This window comes from Acidobacteriota bacterium, assembly GCA_030949985.1.
Taxonomy (GTDB): domain Bacteria; phylum Acidobacteriota; class Polarisedimenticolia; order J045; family J045; genus JALTMS01.
This window is the reverse complement of sequence record JAUZRX010000044.1, coordinates 81,789-98,120: the sequence shown is the minus strand read 5'-3', so window position 1 is coordinate 98,120 and position 16,332 is coordinate 81,789. Positions and strand designations below refer to the sequence as shown.

The following is a 16,332-nucleotide window of genomic DNA, read 5'->3' as shown; positions in this document are numbered from 1 at the left end:
GTCTTTCCAGTCGGACTCGTACTCGTGTCGTTTCTCGCTGCGAGTGCCGGCCCCCTTCCCGAATCGGCCGGCACCGGTGGGCTGCGCGTCGAAATCCATGCCCGTCGCGTCGTTCCCGGCGAGGTGCTGCGTGTCGTGGTGCGTGCCGCGAGCGCTCTGGACCGTGTGCGGGGGACGTTTCGTGGCCGGGATCTGGCCTTCGCCCCCATCGACGACTATCCGGCCGCCTCGGCGTGGGCCGCCTGGGCCGTGGTGGGACTGACCGAGGAGGCCGGAGTCGCGCAGGTGGAAATCGAAGCCCGGTGCGGAGAGCGGATCCTGCACGCGAGCCGAAGATTGACCATCGGGGAGGCGGGTTTTCCCCTCGAACGCCTGGAAGTGGCGCCCCGTCACGTCAATCCCCCGGCCGAAGCCCTGTTGCGCATCAAACGGGAAAAGGCTCGCCTGGCGCGCATCTATCGGCGCCGCCGGCCGCTGCCCTGGCCGACCCGGCCCTTCCTGCGGCCCGTCGCAGGGGCGCCCACCTCCCGCTTCGGTTTGCGTCGCGTGTTCAACGGCGTTCCCCGCGCTCCCCACTCGGGCCTCGATCTGCGGGCCGATGTGGGGACTCCCGTCCGGGCGGCCTCCTCCGGAACGGTCGTCGTGGCCGGCGAGTTCTACTATTCGGGAAAGCTGGTGATCCTCGACCACGGCATGGGGCTGTTCACCCTCTATGCCCATCTCTCGCGGATCGACGTGACGGAAGGTGATTGGATCGAGCGAGGCCGGCGACTGGGCCTGTCAGGGGCGACCGGACGTGTCACCGGGCCCCATCTGCACTGGGGGGCGAAGATCGGGGATCGTCCTTTCGATCCCCGCGCCCTCCTCGATCCGGCCCTTTTCGGCGGTTCCTCGGATCGAAGAGGTTCGTGGCACGGGCTGCCGGGGGAGGACAGGGAGATGGAGAAAACAGGGGGGAAGGAGATGGGAGCCTGGGGAAGTGGGGAACAGGCGTGTCAGGGGAAGTGACACACGTCGGCGCGTCGGGCGCTGCGACGTGGCGGGAAAGTGCCTGATACACGGCTCCACCGGAAACTCCTTCCCCCCTGCCGTGCAGTCCGGACGATTCGTGAGAACACGAATGCCTCCGGCTAGCGGGCCTCGGCTTCCCGGGGGGAAGTCGGGAAGCCGGGCCGTTTCCTCGCGGACTCCTCGTTTTCGGCGCGGGGTGTCTCCCCGGCAGCCGATGGGGCGCAGACGACCACACCCTTGCCCGCCCGCTTGGCGCGGTAGAGGGCCTGGTCGGCGGCGATGAACAGGTCGCTGGACGAGCCGATGGCGGCGCACTCGGGCCATGCGGCGACCCCGCAACTCAAGCCCACGGCGGCCAGCTTGCCGCCGACCAGGCGCAGGGGGGCGGAGCCGATTTTCTCGCATAGCCGGTGGGCCAGATGTTCGGCGGCGTCGAGTTCGGTGTGGGGCAGGAGAAAGGCGAATTCGTCGCCCCCGACCCGGCAGACGATGTCTGTCGAGCGGGCCTGGGCCACCAGGCGGCCGGCCACCTGGGAGAGCAGGCGATCCCCGGCGTGATGGCCGAAGTCGTCGTTGACCGCCTTGAACCCGTCGAGGTCCACCACCACCAGGGCCAGCGATGTCTCGTAGCGCTCGGCACGGAGGAACTCCTCCTCGAGCCGGTTTCTGAAGTGCCGGGCATTGGCCAGGCCGGTCAGCTCATCGGTGATGGCCAGTTCTTCGAGCCGTTCGTTGGCCAGCCGCAGCTCGATGTTTGTGCGCTCGAGTTTCTCCAGCAACTCTCTCCGGGAGAGCTGGGAACGCAGTCGGGCGAGGACTTCCCGCAGGTCGTAGGGTTTGTGTACATAGTCGTCGGCCCCCGCCTCGAAGGCGGCGATCTTGGAGGCCTGGTCCCGCCGGGCGGAAACCACCATCACCGGTACCGCGGTCAGCCGGGGCTCGGCGCGCAGCCGATGCAGGATGTCGATACCCCCGGTGTCGGGCAGGACCATGTCCAGGATCACCAGGTCCGGCGGGTGCTCAAGGGCCCGTTGCACCGCACTCGCGCCGTCCATCGCCGCGTCGATTTCCACGCCGGCGTCGAGGCAGAGCGAGCGCATCAGGTCCAGGGCATCCTGGTCATCGTCGATGATCAGCACTCGCTTCGCGCCGCGCCCGGGAGCCATGGCTCAGTCCTGCGCCCTGCGCAGAAAGGTCGGGATGGCCAGGTCCCGGGGACCGGTCGCGTTGAGGTTGGCCAGGATCCCGTCGTCCAGGCCGGGCAGGTCCTCGAGATTGAGACGCTGCTGGACCGGCATCGTCACCGGCACCGGGGCGTCCGCCGCCACGGAGGGATGACGGGTGTCGTCGGCATCTTCGAGCATTTCCACGGGCATCCGCTGCAGGCCCGCCGGGGCCTGTCGAGAGGCGGCCTGCTGTGCGGCCGCCGACTCGAAGCCGGTGGCGATGACCGCGACCTTGACCTTGCCGTTCATCTCCGGCCGGGTGACGTAGCCGAAGAGGATCGTCGCGTCGGGATCGGCAGCGTCATGGATGATCGATGCGGCGTCGTTGACCTCGTGCAGGGTCAGGTCCTCGCCGCCGGTGATGTTGAAGATCACACCGCGGGCGCCCTGGATCGAGGCGTCTTCCAGCAGCGGTGAGGACACCGCCTGCTGGGCCGCCTCCACGGCCCGGTTTTCGCCTTCGGCGATACCGGTGCCCATCAGGGCCATGCCCATGCCCTTCATCACCGTGCGCACGTCCGCGAAATCGCGGTTGATGTCGCCGTTGGTGAGAATCAGGTCGGAAATGCCCTGTACCGCCTGCCGCAGCACGTCGTCGGCCAGGTTGAAGGCCTGGGGGACCGAGGTGTTGCGGTCCACCGTGTGCAGCAGCTTGTCGTTGGGGATACAGATCACCGTGTCGACGCTCTTGCGCAGTTCGGCCACACCCGCCTCGGCCTGCTCGCGCCGTCGCCGGCCCTCGAAGGAGAAGGGCTTGGTCACCACCGCCACGACCAGCGCATCGAGTTCCGCCGCCAGCGAAGCGATGACGGGGCTGGCACCGGTTCCCGTACCGCCGCCGAGCCCCGTGGTGATGAACACCATGTCGGCTCCATGCATCACTTCCCTCAGCCGCTCGTCGTCCTCGAGGGCCGCCTCCCGGCCCACTTCGGGGCGGGCGCCCGAGCCCAGGCCGCGGGTCAGCCGCCGGCCGATCTGGATCTTCACCGGTGCCTGGCTGGCGGCCAGGGCCTGGCAGTCGGTGTTGACGGCGATGAACTCCACGCCCTCGACGCCGGCGCTCATCATGCGATTGATGGCGTTGCCGCCGCCTCCGCCGACGCCCACGACCTTGATGATCGCTCCCGGCGGAGCCGCATCGATCTTCTCGTTCTCCGTTGCGGTTTCCGTGCTCCCGGTTGCCGGCGAAGTATCCTCGAGGTCTTCCAACGTGAAATGGAGGCCCACCGCGTCACCGTTGCTCATCATTTCGCTCCCGCTTCCTGCCGGGGCCGTCCCCGGCGGGTCGTCCGACCCATCAGAACATCTCTCCGAACCAACCCAGACCGCGTTGCATCAATTCCAGTGGCCTCTTGAACAACCTTGGCGAGGTGCTGCGGGTCAGTTCCCGGGCCCGTTCCCGCCTTCCCCGACGGATTTCCCACACCGCCAGCCCCACCGGTACGGCCATCCCCGGCGAGCGAATCTCTTCCACCAGTCCTCCCACTTCACGGGGCAGGCCGACCCGCACGGGGAGGCCCAGCACCTCCTCGGCCACGTCGGGCAGTCCCGCCAGGTTGGCGCTGCCACCCACCAATACGGCGCCGGCCGGTGCTCTCCCCCGGAGAGCGGCCTTGTCGATGCACTCCCGCACCAGTTCGAAGATCTCTTGCACCCGGGGCCCGACGATCCGGGTCAGCAGGTCGACGGTCACCAGCCGCGGCGGATTGTCACAGACGGTGGCCACCTCGAACACCATGTCGTCGTCTCCGCCGGGAGCGGCTCGCGCGTGGCGGCGCTTGACGTCTTCCGCATCGGGAACCGGAGCTCTCAGGCCGATCGAGATGTCGTTGGTGATCAGGTCACCCGCCACCGGTACGGATGCGGTGAACCACAGGGCCCCCTTCTCGAACAACGCCACGTCCGTCGTGCCGCCCCCGCAGTCGATGAGGAAGACACCCTGCTCCCGTTCCTCGGGACTGAGTACGGCCTCGGCGGAGGCGAGTTGGGGATAGACCAGCGAGACGACCTCGATGCCCGCGTGGTTGAGCGCGCTGACCACGTGCTGGGCGGCCTGCTGCGGTATCGTCACCAGGTGAGCGCTGGCTTCCAGCCGAGTGCCGGTCATGCCCACCGGATCCTGGATCTCGTCCTGGCCGTCGAGGGTGTATTCCTGGGGCAGGGCGTGGAGGATCGCCTGGCCGTCGGGAATCTGTACAGCGCGCACGGTCTCCAGTACGCGCTGGAGATCCTTGCGGGAAACCACCTTGTCCCGATTCTGGATCGTGACCACACCCCGTGACGAAAACGAGCGTGCCTGGGCTGCCGGCACACTGACCAGGGCGGCCTCCACGCTGCGAGACGCCATCGCCTCGGCCTGTTCGACAGCGGTCTTGATCGTGTTGACCAGGGCTTCGAGGTTGATGATGACGCCCTTGCGAATGCCCTCGGTCCGCGACGCACCGATGCCTACCACCTCCAGGCCCTCCGGAGGGGTGAGCTGGGCGATCACGCAACTGCAACGCGTGGTGCCGATATCGATGCAGGTGATCGTGTCCGGGTTTTTTGCCATGGGCGCTTACCTCCGCGGCTCAGGTTGTTCGGCCGGGATCAGGGTCAGACGGCGAGGGAAGCGGAGATCGACGCTCCGGCCGGCGGCGATGCGGGTCACTTCCCGTTTCCAGGTAAAGAGTTTTTCCAGGTTGGTCTCTGGGTGCTGACGGTCGAGCCACAGCACCAGGGATCCATCACCCGGCTTGAGGACGATGCGGTCCTTCGGTGAAAGGTCGATGACGGTTCCGGAGGGAATCCGCCTCCCGGTGACCCGGACCAGCGCGTCGAGGGCCCGCAAGGCCGGCCGGTCCTCCGCCACCAGGCGGCCGGCTTCGGCATCGGTGCGCAATCCGCGCACTCGCGGCAGGTCCTGGTCGCCGGGTTGGCCGGCTCCGGGGGGGAAGAGATAGCCTTCGGTGTCGACCAGGCGCGGCGGGCCACCGCCGGGTCGGCAGCGGGCCACCGCCTGCCGCTCCTCGATCTGCAGGTCCAGCAGGTCCGGGAAATGCCGCGCGACGATCGCCCGGCGCACCGTGGGCAGGGCCTCGATCTCGCTGCGCACCCTGTCGAGGTCGATCAGCAGCAGCGGCCGGCCGAGTTGCCCGCTCGCCACGTCGCGCAGGCGGCTTTCATCCAGCCGCTGGCAGCCGGCCACCTGGATCCGGTGGCAGCGCAGGGTGGCCGACAGAACGACCGCGCGCACGCCCAGGGCCAGCAGCAGCACGGCCAGCAGGCCGGCGCCGGCCAGCAGGAAGGGAAGCGCCTTGGGCGGGCGCCGCCGGCGGGCGTCGGGCTTGCGTTGCTTGCGGACCTTGCGCAGGGGGTCGTTCATGCCTGCTCGCTCCAGATCTCGACTTCCAGCCGTGGTTCCCGCCCTGTCTTCCGGGTCAGCGCCTCCCGCAGGCGGTCGATCGTTTCGAGCACTTCCACCGCCCGGGCGCCCCCCCGGTTGACGATGAAGTTGCCATGAATCCGCGAAACCTCGGCGGCACCGATCCGCAGGCCCTTGAGGCCCAGTTCCTCGATCAGGGCTCCCACGCTCTGGTCGGGATAGTTGGCGAATACGCAGCCCGCAGAGCGCTCGCTGAGAGGTTGACTGGCCTGGCGGCGCCTGCGGAAGGTGAGCATCCGCTCCCGGATCGCCGCCGGATCGTCCTCTGCCAGGCGCAACACGGCGCCGACCACGAAACATCCCCGGCGCGCGATGAAGCTCTGTCGGTAGGCGAAGTCGCCGGTGACCACCGGGTGCTCTTCCATGCCCCCCTCGCCGTCGGCCAGCCATACCGCCTCGGTGATTTCCGCGAAGCACGATTCGTTGGCCCCGGCGTTCATCCGCAGGGCGCCGCCGAGCTGGGCGGGGATACCTTCGGCGAATTCCACCCCGCTTCGCCCGGCCTTGGCCGCCCAGCGCGCGAGCCCCGGGATCGCCTGGCCGGCGGAACAGCGGAAGCGATCGCCGCCGATGTCCTGGGGCGGATGAGTCATCTGCGCCGTGCAGATCACCGCGCCGCGCACACCGGTGTCGGGCGCGATGATATTGCTGCCGCCGCCGATGAAGCGGAGTGCCGTGCCGCTGCCACGCAGCGTGCCGTAGAGGGTCGCGGCCTGCTCGGCCGTTTGGGGGAAGAAGACCCACTCGGCGGGCCCCCCGACGTTGAGGGTGGTCAGTCGGGCCAGCGGGTACTCGGCCTCCACGCGGATGCCCAGGTCCGCCGCCAACCGGCGACAATCGAGGGCGGCCATCATCGCGTCGACTCCTTGGCCAGCCGCTCGACGATGGCCGGCGCGGCACGGGAAACCGAACCCGCACCGAGAGTCAGCAGGACGTCGGAAGCTTCGAGTCGGGCGGCTGCCGCGTCGATGGCCGCGTCGAGGGGGCCGACCCAGGTGGCGTCCCGGTGTCCGTGGCGGGCCAGGCCCTCGGCCAGGGCCTGGGCGTCGATGCCCTCGCGGGGCGATTCTCCCGCGGCGTAGAGGTCGGTGAGCAGGACCACCTCCGCCTGGTGGAAGGCCCTGCAGAATGCGTCGAAGAGGGCCTCGAGTCGGGAGTAACGGTGGGGCTGGAAGAGTACGACGATACGCCTGTCGCCCACGGCTTCCCGCAGAGCGCCGAGGGTGGCTTCGATCTCCCGGGGATGGTGGCCGTAGTCGTCCACCACCAGCACGCCGCCGGCTTCTCCGATCCTTTGCATCCTGCGGTCGGCGCCGCGGAAGCCGTCGAGGGCCTCGGCGGCCTGCTCGATGGGGACGCCCAACTCGTCGGCCACCGCCAGCGCGGCCAGGGCATTGAGGACCTGGTGACGACCGGGGGTCGCCAGTCGGACCCGTTGTGCGGCTCCTTGGCCATGGCGGAACTCGAAACGCGTTTCGAACCCGTCGATTTCCAGGCTGGTCACCCGGTAGTCCGCCTGGGGCGTGAAGCCGTAGGTGACGATGCGTCGATCCAGGCGGGGCAGGATGTCCTGTACGCCTTCGTCATCGAGACAGGCGATCACCTTGCCGTAGAAGGGGACCTTGCGTAGAAACGCGACGAAGGCCTTCTTGACCGCTTCGAAGTCTCCGTAGTGGTCCAGATGCTCTCGGTCGATTCCCGTCACCACGGCCACCGTGGGATAGAGTCGCAGGAACGAGCCATCGCTCTCGTCCGCCTCGGCCACCAGCACCTGGCCGCCCCCCCATCGAGCGTGACTGCCGAGAATCTCCAGGCGACCGCCGATCACGACGGTGGGGTCGCAGTCACTGCGGGTCAGGGTCGTGGCCACCATCGAGGTGGTCGAGGTCTTGCCGTGGGAGCCGGCCACCGCCACCGCGTATTTCATGCGCATCAGCTCACCGAGCATTTCGGCCCGGGGGATGACGGGGATGCGCAACTCGCGGGCTTCCACCCACTCGGGGTTGTCGGCCGGTATGGCGGAGGAGACCACCACCACGTCGCAGTCGGCGACCCGCCCCCGCGCGTGGCCTTCGAAGACCCTGGCCCCGAGGGCCTCGAGGGTCCGCACCGATGCGCCGCGATGCAGGTCGGAGCCGCTGACGGCATAGCCCATGTGGAGCAAGACCTGGGCGATGCCGCACATCCCCGAACCGCCGATGCCGATGAAATAGACCCGGCGCACCCGGCCGAGTCCGGTGATCGGAGCGCGGAGGGCGCCGGCGTCGCGGCGAGGCTCAGGCATGGACCCGCCTCCTCTGGGAGACTCCCAGCAGCAGGCCGATCAACGCGAAGGAGGAGACCAGCGAGGATCCGCCGCTCGAGAGGAAAGGCAGGGGCAGGCCCTTGGTGGGGAGCATGCCCAGCACGATGCCGATGTGGCACAGGGCCTGGCCGACGATCAGCACCGTCGCGCCGATGGCGATCAGGCGTCCCAGTTCGTCGGAGGCGTGGGCCGAGGTCTGGGTTCCCCTCCAGGCGATCACCAGGAAGGCCACCAGTACGGCCATCGCACCGACCAGGCCGAGTTCCTCGCCGATGATGGCGTAGATGAAATCGTTGTCGGGCTCGGGCAGGAAGAAGGCCTTCTGGGTCGATGCGCCGAAGCCCTTGCCGAAGATGCCGCCGGAGCCGACGGCGATGATCGACTGCCGCAGTTGTCCCGACAGGTGGCCGAGGTTCTCGGGGCTGACCAGCAGGCCGTCGACGTAGGCCGCCAGGCGGGCCCGGCGATAGGCCGCGGCGTTGACGGCCAGGGTGAAGACGGCCGTGCCCGCCGAAGAAAGGACGATGAAATGCATCAGCCGGCCCCCGGCGGCGAAGATCATCGCCAGCGCGGTGGCGAACATCAGGGTGGGGGTACCCAGGTCGCCTCCCGCCAAGACCAGCCCGCCGATCACGCCGGTGATCAGCAGCGGCCGCACCAGTCCTTCCCACCGGCGCACGCGCTCACCGGTGCGGGCCAGCGAGGCGGCCAGGAGTACGATCAGTACCGGCTTGGCGAATTCGGAGGGTTGCAGGCTCAGGGGACCCAGGCGCAGCCAGCGGTGCGTGTTGTTGATCTCCGGGCCGAAGAGGGGAAGCAGCAGGGTCACGGCCGTCCCCGCCAGCAGCAGCCAGAGCAAGGCCGGCTGTTGCACCTTGCGGTAGTCGGGCAGCGCCACGATGAAGAGCGTGCCGAGGCCGACCACCAGGTAGAGCAATGAGCGCAGCAGGGAGGAGGCGGCATGGCCCGACACGGCGTCTTCGAAGACCCGGGCGGAGGAGGAGATCGCCACACCTCCCACGGCCATCAGGATGGCCACGATGGCCGCCGACAGATCGGGACGGCGTCGCACCTCGCCGCTGCCCAGTATCTTCACGCCCCACCTCCCAGTCGTCGCGCCAGGTCGGCGAAGACCTCCCCGCGGTGGGCAAAGCCGTTGAAGGCGTCGAAGGAAGCGCAGGCGGGAGAGAGCAGAACCACGTCGCCGGGGCGGGCCGCCGCCGCCGCGCGGCGCGTGGCGTCTTCGAGGGTGTCGCAGCGCTCGACCCGGCAGCCGCCCTGCCCGAGCGTCCGGGCGATGGTTTCTCCCGCCTCGCCGAAGGTCAGCGCGATGGCACCGGTTTCGGACAGTACCTCGGCCAGGGGGCGGAAATCGCCGGCCTTGTCGCGGCCGCCGAGCAGGATCAGCACGCGGCGGTCCGGGAAGGCGCGGGCCGCCTCCAGCGCCGCGGCCACGTTGGTCGCCTTGGAGTCGTCGACGAAGAGCACATCATCGCGCACGGCCACCGGCTCGAGGCGGTGAGGCAGGGCGGAGAAGCCGTCGAGGGCTTGCCGGATCGCGGCCAGCGGAACCCCCATCGCGCGGCAGGCCGTCGCCGCGGCCAGGATGTTGAGCACGTTGTGGGGGCCCGGCAGGGGCAGGGTTGCGACCGGCCCCAGTTCCTCGCGGCCGTCACCCAGGTCGAGTACCAGTCGACCGCTTTCGACGCCGCCTCCCGGGCCCTCGGGGGCGCCCGAGCGGATCGCGAGCACGGGAGGCGCCACGCCCGCCAGTCCCGCGGCCACCGCGGGATCATCGACGCAGGCCACCAGGGGGGCACCGGCGAGCCGGAGGGAGGCGATGCGCCACTTGGCCGCGGCGTAGGCCTCGAAGCTGCCGTGCCGGTCCAGATGGTCCGGTTGGATGTTCAGCAGCACCACCGCGCCGAAGCGGGCGGCGGTCGTGGTCTCGAGCTGGAAGCTCGACAACTCGACGGCGTAGTGACGCCCGGGAGCATCCGCCGCCGTGGCCTCCACCAGGGGCGTGCCGAAGTTTCCGCAGGCCACCGCGTTCCGGCCGCGACCCTGGCCGAGCATGGCCGCGGCCAGGGCGGTCACCGTCGACTTGCCGTTGCTGCCCGTAATGGCCACCGAGCGTCGGGCGATGGTGGCCGGCGCCAGGTCGATTTCCGAAGTGACGGTGATGCCGGCCTCGAGGGCCTGGGCCAGGGGCGGACGGTCGAGGGGAATCCCGGGGGAGGGGATCACCTGGTCGAAGTCTTCGAGCCGCGAGACGACCTGCGGCCACTCCAGCCACTCGAGCCCCCGGGCTTCGAGAGCTTGCAGCGCTCCGGCCCATTCCCGCCGCGGCTTGATGTCGGAGGCCCAGACCCGGTGGCCGGCGTCCAGCAGGTGCCGGCAGACCGCCATGCCCGTCCGGCCGAGGCCCAGGACCAGCCAGCGCCTCCGTTCCATGTTCTCCACGCCCAGGGCGCTCACGATCGAGTCCTCCCCGGAAGGGCCTGGAGAGCCTCGACGACCCTCTCGAGCCCCACGCCCCGCGAACCCTTGATCAGCACCAGGTCGCCGTCCTCGAGGGCCGCGCTCAGGCGAGCCGCCGCTTCGGCGGCGTCGGCGCACTGTTCGATGCGGGCCGGGCCCGGGGGCCGGGCGGCGTCGGCCATCGTCTCGGCCATCTCGCCGACGGTGACGAGGAGGTCCACGCCCACGTCCCGCGCGGCCCGGCCGACCGTGCGGTGGGCCTCTTCACTCAGCTCGCCCAGTTCCAGCATGTCTCCGAGCACCGCCACCAGCCGGCCCTGCCTGGGGGCCTGGGCGGCCTCTTCGAGCATCGCCACGGTGGAAGCCGGGTTGGCGTTGTAACTCTCGTCGACGATGCGGGTGCCGCCGGGGAGTTCGAGCACGCGGCCGCGACCGGCTCCCGCTTCGACCGTCCCGAGGGCGGCGGCGGCGACATCGAGGGGCGCGCCCAGGGCCCGCGCCGCGGCGAGGGCCGCCAGGGCGTTGTGCACGGCGTGACGGCCCCAGAGCGCCAGTTCGACGTTCACGCCGTCGACCACGAAAGCGACACCCCTGAGTGGACGCGTGCGCACCTTTTCCGCACGCAGTTCGGCTTCGGCACTCAGCCCGAAACCCAGGACCCGGTGTCCGCGGTTGCGGGCGGGCTCGAGGAGCAGGGGCTGTTCGGCGGGCAGTACCGCCACGCCCCCGTCGCCCAGGGCAGAGAGCAATTCCAGCTTTTCCCGGGCGATGGCCGCGAGCGAGCCGAAGTGCCCGATGTGGGCCGGGAGCACGTTGGTGATCACGGCCACGTCGGGGGCGGCGATGTGGGCCAGGGGCGGCATGTCTCCGGGGTGGTTGATGCCGATTTCCAGCACGGCGACACGGACTTTCGCGTCGAGCCCCAGCAGGGAAAGGGGCAGGCCCCACTGATTGTTCAGATTGCCCGGAGACGAGCCGGTGGGCGTGGTGGCGGCCAGCGCCGCGGCCGCAAGGCGCCGGGTGGTGGTCTTGCCGGCGGATCCGGTGATGGCGACGACTTTCAGCTCGCGCCGCCGCCGCTCGTCGGCGGCCAATCGGCCGAGGGCCTCGGTGGTGTCCGCGCACTGCACCAGCGTCATCGACGGTGGCGTTTCCACCGCTCGGCTGACCACGGCGACCGTGGCGCCGGCCGCGGCGGCCTCCGCGAGAAAACGATGCCCGTCATGCCGCGGGCCTTCGATGGCGAAGAAGAGGTCACCCGGTCGGACCGTGCGGGAATCGATGCACACCGCGGTCGCCCGGCGCCCTTCGGGCCCGGTCAGCACGCGGCCACCCGTGGCCGCGGCGATTTCCGCCGCGGTGCGCGAGATCACGAACGGGCTCCCACGGTGCGCAGGGCTTCGGCGAGCACCTCACGGTCGTCGAAGGGCTCCCGGCGATGGCCGATCTCCTGCCAGGTTTCGTGTCCCTTGCCGGCCACCAGCAGGGCTTCGCCGGGCCGTGCCAGGGCGACCGCATGGGCGATCGCCTCTTCGCGGGAGGCGATGCGCCGCCATTCGGCGGGGCCGTCCTTGAGGCCGGCGGCCGTCTCCCGGGCAATCTGCTCCGGGTTCTCCTGGCGCGGATTGTCATCGGTGAGGATCACCATGTCCGCCAGTTCGGCCGCGATGCGCCCCATCAGGGGCCGCTTCTCCCGGTCCCGGTCACCGCCGCAGCCAAAGACCAGGATCACTCGGGAGGGCTTCATGGCGCGCAGTTGCCCGAGGGCCCGCTCGAGAGCCTGGGGCGTGTGAGCGTAGTCGACGATGGCCGCGAACGGCTGACCCTCGTCGATCACCTCCCAGCGACCGGGAATCGGTGGACAGGCCGCCGCGCCGCGGACCGCCATGGAGGGGTCGGCACCGAGTTGCACCGCCGCCGCCACCGCGGCGGCCAGGTTCAGCGCGTCCCAATCGGCGGGGCGGTCGAAATGGACCTCTTCGTCGAAGTCGGGGCCCGTCAGGCGAAAGGTCGCCCCGCCGATGTGGCTCTTGTGGTCGACCACGCGCCAATCGGCGTTTGCGTCCAGGCCGAAGCTCACCTTGGGGCAGGCGGCGGCCTGGGCGAAGCTTTCGTATTCGGCGCAGTCCCGCGGGAGTACGGCGAAGGCCCCCTTGCCGAGTTGCTGAAACAGCCGTCGCTTGACCGCCAGGTAGGCTTCCTGGCTGCCGTGAAGGTCCAGGTGGTCCTGGCCGATGCCGGTGAGCACCGCTCCCGCGAAGCGCATCCCGTAGGTCCTGTCGGCCACCAGGCCCGCGCTCGAGACTTCCATGGCCGCCACCTGGGCGCCTTCCCGCTCGACCTCCGAGAGGAAGGCGTAGAGTTCCGGTGCTTCCGGTGTGGTCAGGACGGCGCCCTCGCCGATGCGTCCGAAAGACTGGCCCAGTGTGCCGGAGATGGCGGTCGGGATGCCGTTGGCGAAGAGGGCGGAAGAAAGCAGATGGGCGGTGGTGGTCTTGCCGTCGGTGCCGGTGATGCCGATCACCGAGAGCCTCTCATCGGGTGCGCCATGCAGCCTGCGCACCATCAGGGCCAGCGTGCGGCGGGGATGCTCGCACTCGATCCATGCCACCGACGAGTTGCACCCCGGGGGCTTGGGGGGGGCCGAGAGCACGGCCACTGCGCCGCGATGCACCGCCTCGTCCACGAAGAGTTTGCCGTTGCTGCGCTCACCCTCGAGGGCGGCGAAAAGGTCGCCGGGCTGAACCATGCGGGAATCGAGGACGATCCGCTGGATCGAGCAGCGCCGGGGCCCTCGCAGTCGAGTTCCGGGAAGGTCGTGGAGCAGGTCGCCGAGAAGCATCATGGGCGCTTCCTGTATCTGGCCGCCACCATCGTGGGCGTGGCGGGATCGGTGGGGGGAATCCTGAGCAGGCGGAGGGTCTCCGCCATCACGGCGGAAAAAACGGGTGCGGCAACCGTGCCGGCGTCCCGGCCTGCGCGACTGGGTTCGTCGATGGTGATCACCACCACGACGGCGGGATCGGTGACGGGCGCGAAGCCCGCGAAGGTGGAGATGTTGCGGCGCCGGTCGTAGACGCCCTTGACGATTTTCTCGGCGGTCCCCGTCTTGCCCGCCACCCGGTATCCGGGAACGGCGGCCCGGTGGGCCGTGCCATGCTCGCCGACGACCACGGCCTCGAGCCAGGCGCTGATCCGCCGCGCCGTGTTCCCGGAGACCGCCTGGACGCTGCCGCTGCGGTGCTCGAGAGCGTGCCACCGTCCCTGGGGATCGGCCCAGGCCCGTGCGATCGTCGGTACGGGAAGCCGGCCGCCGTGCGCGAGGGCGCCGTAAGCCGTGGCGAGCTGGAGCACGGTGGCCGAGACGTTGTGCCCGAAGGCCACGGCCAGTCGATCCCGCCCTCGCCAGCGATCGGGAGAGCGCAGCGTTCCGCGGGCTTCGGCCGGCAGGTCGATGCCCGTGCGCCGTCCGAGGCCGAAGCGCTGGAGCGCCCGATGCAGTTGCGACTCGCTGAGCCTGAGGGAGAGCTTGGCGATGCCGATGTTGCTCGAGACCTCCAGGACCTGGGGCAGAGTCAGCCACTCGTGGGGGTGGTGATCACGAATCGGGCGGCCGCGACCTTCGTTCTTCCAGTACCAGCGTCCTCGCTCGCAGTAGACGGCTTGCTCGGGGGAGACGGCCCCGTTCTCGACCAGCGCGGCCGCGGTCAGAGGTTTGATCACCGAGCCGGGTTCGAAGGCGTGGCCGATGACCAGGTTGCGATGGTACTCGACGCCCCGGCTGAAACGATTGGGATCGTAGGTGGGATAGCTCGCCATGGCCAGGACCTCGCCGTTGCGAGGGTCGAGGACGACGCCCATGGCTCGCCGTGCCGCATGGCGCTCGACACCGCGGCGGAGTTCCTCTTCCAGGCGCTGCTGAATACGCAGGTCGAGGGTCAGCATCACCGAGGAGGGCGGAACCTGCTGTTGTCCCTGGCTGCGGGATCCGAGGACCTGAAGCCGGGCGTCCCGCTCGAGCAGCAGCTCCCTCTTGTTCCCGCGCAGCAGGTCGTCGAATTCCCGCTCGGCGCCTTCAGGAACGCCGTCCCGGTTGACGAATCCCAGCACGTGGGCCGCCAGGCTGCCGTAGGGGTAGCGGCGCTGGAAACTGGGCTCGAGGTGGACCGCCCTGCGGTCGACGATGCCCTTGTCCACACCATCGAGCACCGCCGCCTTGCAACGCTGGTCGCAGGTGCGGGTGACGGGGATCCAGTTGTCCCGATGGGCTCTCCGGGTGAGCCGGTCGGGCGTGCCGGCGGCCCTCTCGAGCAGTCTCATGCCCTTGCGGGAGAGGTGAGACGGCCGGGCGAGCAGCACGTGGGTCGGCACCGAGATCGCCAGCACCTGGCCCCGGCGGTCGAGAATACGTCCACGGGGGCCGGGAATCGTCACCTTGCCGGTGGCGTTGCGTTCGGCGCGAGCCTCCAGGTAGGGCTGGAGGAGGACCTGGAGCTGCACCAGGCGTGCGGAGATCAGAACGCCCCCGAGCATGAAAACGCCCAGGAGCAGCCACTGGCGCCGGTGACCGCGGGGGGCCGGGTTCATGGGGAGGCCTCCCGGCCGGCGGCCAGGACGAAGGGTCTCTGGTCGGCGTGCCCGGGCACCAGTCCCAGGCGGCGGGCTTCGCGCCGGAGACGAGCAGGGTCGAGCAGTTCTGCGCGGCGGGCGATCAGGCTGCGCCGCTCGAGGTGGAGTTGCTCGAGGCGCCGCTCGAGGTCGATGGTCTCGTAGCGGCAGCGGACGCCGCGGGTCTGCAGGGCGACCTGGGTGATCAGGGGGGCGGCCAGCAGGAGAGTGACCAGGGCGATGCGCGCCAGCCGGCCGAGTACGACCGGATGCGGTGCGGCCAGCGGCGGCCGGTTGATCACGCCTGCCGGCAGGCTCATCGGCGGATCCCCCACCGCAGCCGGGCCGACCGGGAGCGGGGATTGGCCGCGACCTCGTCGTCCGAGGCCATGGTCACCCGGCGCACCTCGAGGTCGAGCAGGGGGGCGACGGCCTCCGTTCCGGGCGGATCGTCCGGCTGCCGGTGCCGGGCCGTGGCCAGCCGGCGCAGGGTGCCCTTGGTGATGCGGTCCTCGAGGCTGTGGAAGGAGATCACCGCGATGCGGCCGCCGGGGCGCAGCCGGCGGGTCAGCATTTCGATGGCCCGGCCCAGGCCGTCGAGTTCGTCGTTGACGGCGATGCGCAGGGCCTGAAAGACGCGGGTGGCGGGGTCGATGCGCCCCCGGTGCCCGGGCCCGAGGGCCCGGCGGACCAGGTCCGCCAGCTCGGTGGTGGTGGACAGGGGGCGCCGCTGGCGATGTTCGACGATCACCCGGGTCAGCTTGCGGGCCGCGCGCTCCTCGCCGTAGTCCCGAAAGATGGCTTCCAGTTCCAGCGGGCTGGAGTGGGCCAGGATCTCCGCCGCCCGGCGTCCCGGCAAGTCCCGGTCGAAGCGCATGTCGAGGGGGCCCTCGTGGCGGAAGGAGAAACCCCGCTCCGGATCCTCGAGCTGGTGGGAACCGAGTCCCAGGTCGAGCAGGACGGCATCGGCGCTTTCGATGCCCAACTCGTCGAGGTGCCGGTCCGCCTGGCGGTAGTCTCCGTGGACGAGCCGAACCCGCGCTCCCCAGTGGCCGAGTCTCGATCGAGCGACTTCCAGGGCCGAGGCGTCCCGATCCATGCCGACCGCGCGACCTTCGCCGCCGCAGGCCTCCATCCAGGCTTCCACGTGGCCCCCGAGGCCGACCGTGCCGTCCACGAGCAGTCGACCCGGGCCCGGGGCCAGGGCCTGCAGGACCTCGGCGACCATGACCGGCCGATGGACGAAACCCTCTGGGGCCATCCGTGCTGTCCCTTCG

14 protein-coding genes are annotated in these 16,332 nt (G+C 70.1%); 1 reads left to right on the top strand and 13 read right to left on the bottom strand.

What is annotated here, in order from left to right; all coding sequences use genetic code 11:
* The first annotated feature begins 24 nt into the window (after positions 1-24).
* Positions 25-1,008, top strand: a complete 984-nt coding sequence (locus tag Q9Q40_10450; GenBank protein ID MDQ7007643.1) for a M23 family metallopeptidase — start codon at positions 25-27, stop codon at positions 1,006-1,008.
* A 122-nt stretch (positions 1,009-1,130) separates the two neighbouring features.
* On the opposite strand, the gene Q9Q40_10445 is transcribed toward Q9Q40_10450, so the two are convergent.
* Genes Q9Q40_10445 through rsmH form a run of 13 tightly spaced genes read right to left on the bottom strand, consistent with a single transcriptional unit; the run spans position 1,131 to position 16,316 of the window.
* Complete coding sequence (locus Q9Q40_10445) at positions 1,131-2,177, bottom strand: diguanylate cyclase (protein MDQ7007642.1); 1,047 nt, start codon at positions 2,175-2,177, stop codon at positions 1,131-1,133.
* Between the two features lie 3 nt (positions 2,178-2,180).
* A complete protein-coding gene (ftsZ, locus tag Q9Q40_10440) occupies positions 2,181-3,485 on the bottom strand; it encodes a cell division protein FtsZ (protein MDQ7007641.1) in 1,305 nt (434 codons plus the stop codon).
* Positions 3,486-3,534: 49 nt separating this feature from the next.
* The gene (ftsA, locus tag Q9Q40_10435; protein MDQ7007640.1) at positions 3,535-4,788 is read right to left on the bottom strand and encodes a cell division protein FtsA; all 1,254 of its coding nucleotides are present in this window, start codon (positions 4,786-4,788) and stop codon (positions 3,535-3,537) included.
* A gap of 6 nt (positions 4,789-4,794) precedes the next feature.
* On the bottom strand, positions 4,795-5,601 hold the full coding sequence (locus tag Q9Q40_10430; GenBank protein ID MDQ7007639.1) for an FtsQ-type POTRA domain-containing protein: 807 nt from the start codon (positions 5,599-5,601) through the stop codon (positions 4,795-4,797).
* Positions 5,598-6,515, bottom strand: coding sequence for a UDP-N-acetylmuramate dehydrogenase (gene murB, locus Q9Q40_10425; GenBank protein MDQ7007638.1), 918 nt, complete (start codon positions 6,513-6,515; stop codon positions 5,598-5,600). The genes Q9Q40_10430 and murB overlap by 4 nt, the downstream gene beginning before the upstream one ends.
* Entirely contained in the window at positions 6,512-7,945 is a 1,434-nt protein-coding gene (murC, locus tag Q9Q40_10420) for a UDP-N-acetylmuramate--L-alanine ligase (GenBank protein MDQ7007637.1), read from the bottom strand. Before murC ends, murB begins: the two co-directional genes overlap by 4 nt.
* Complete coding sequence (locus Q9Q40_10415; GenBank protein ID MDQ7007636.1) at positions 7,938-9,062, bottom strand: FtsW/RodA/SpoVE family cell cycle protein; 1,125 nt, start codon at positions 9,060-9,062, stop codon at positions 7,938-7,940. The genes murC and Q9Q40_10415 overlap by 8 nt, the downstream gene beginning before the upstream one ends.
* Entirely contained in the window at positions 9,059-10,444 is a 1,386-nt protein-coding gene (murD, locus tag Q9Q40_10410) for a UDP-N-acetylmuramoyl-L-alanine--D-glutamate ligase (protein ID MDQ7007635.1), read from the bottom strand. Before murD ends, Q9Q40_10415 begins: the two co-directional genes overlap by 4 nt.
* Positions 10,441-11,820 carry a UDP-N-acetylmuramoyl-tripeptide--D-alanyl-D-alanine ligase gene (gene murF, locus Q9Q40_10405; protein MDQ7007634.1) on the bottom strand — a complete coding sequence of 460 codons (1,380 nt, stop codon included), beginning with the start codon at positions 11,818-11,820 and terminating at the stop codon, positions 10,441-10,443. The genes murD and murF overlap by 4 nt, the downstream gene beginning before the upstream one ends.
* Complete coding sequence (locus Q9Q40_10400) at positions 11,817-13,292, bottom strand: UDP-N-acetylmuramoyl-L-alanyl-D-glutamate--2,6-diaminopimelate ligase (protein MDQ7007633.1); 1,476 nt, start codon at positions 13,290-13,292, stop codon at positions 11,817-11,819. The genes murF and Q9Q40_10400 overlap by 4 nt, the downstream gene beginning before the upstream one ends.
* On the bottom strand, positions 13,289-15,034 hold the full coding sequence (locus tag Q9Q40_10395) for a penicillin-binding protein 2 (protein MDQ7007632.1): 1,746 nt from the start codon (positions 15,032-15,034) through the stop codon (positions 13,289-13,291). Before Q9Q40_10395 ends, Q9Q40_10400 begins: the two co-directional genes overlap by 4 nt.
* Complete coding sequence (locus Q9Q40_10390; GenBank protein MDQ7007631.1) at positions 15,031-15,375, bottom strand: hypothetical protein; 345 nt, start codon at positions 15,373-15,375, stop codon at positions 15,031-15,033. The genes Q9Q40_10395 and Q9Q40_10390 overlap by 4 nt, the downstream gene beginning before the upstream one ends.
* Complete coding sequence (rsmH, locus tag Q9Q40_10385; protein MDQ7007630.1) at positions 15,372-16,316, bottom strand: 16S rRNA (cytosine(1402)-N(4))-methyltransferase RsmH; 945 nt, start codon at positions 16,314-16,316, stop codon at positions 15,372-15,374. The genes Q9Q40_10390 and rsmH overlap by 4 nt, the downstream gene beginning before the upstream one ends.
* Positions 16,317-16,332 lie beyond the last annotated feature (16 nt).